The following is a 503-nucleotide window of genomic DNA, read 5'->3' as shown; positions in this document are numbered from 1 at the left end:
GGGCGGCTCGACGATCGCGAAGTTGGCGTATCCCGGCTTGCGTTTGGCCGGGGTGGTGTTGAACAGCTTGGAGTAGAACTCGATCGCGGTATCGAGATCATCGACATTGAGCGCGAGCTGCATACGGGACATGACCATCACCTTCACCTGTGAGACATATATCGAACTACTGACACCTGCAGGGTGCCACCTTTTCGACATATGTCAAGTCCCGGGGTATGGTCGGGTCATGCCCAAGACCTTGCCGATGGTCGACATCAGTGCCCCGATTTGCTGCGCGCCGGTGTCGGCGGCCCCGCTCGATGACGACACCGCGCTGGAGATCGCGTTGCGGCTCAAGGCACTTGCCGATCCGGTCAGGATCAAGCTCGTCTCGATCCTGCTCACTGACACCGGTGACGGAATCTGCACCTTTGACCTCGCGACCGCGGTCGGGCTCACCGAAGCAACTACGAGTCACCATCTGGGACAGCTGCGCAAGGCCGGGATGGTCGCACCCGACC

General features: G+C 60.8%; 2 protein-coding genes. One reads left to right on the top strand and one right to left on the bottom strand.

Translation table 11 applies throughout. The features are described from left to right. On the bottom strand, window positions 1-132 hold a 132-nt coding region (locus GOALK_RS19500), incomplete at its 3' end, for a VOC family protein (RefSeq protein ID WP_373278720.1). Between the two features lie 97 nt (window positions 133-229). Here GOALK_RS19500 and GOALK_RS19495 point away from each other — a divergent pair. After that, the coding region (locus GOALK_RS19495; RefSeq protein ID WP_006360550.1) for an ArsR family transcriptional regulator at window positions 230-503 on the top strand (274 nt) is incomplete at its 3' end.

The sequence above is a fragment of the Gordonia alkanivorans NBRC 16433 genome (assembly GCF_000225505.1).
GTDB classification, from domain to species: domain Bacteria; phylum Actinomycetota; class Actinomycetes; order Mycobacteriales; family Mycobacteriaceae; genus Gordonia; species Gordonia alkanivorans.
This window is presented reverse-complemented; position numbering and strand designations above follow the sequence as displayed.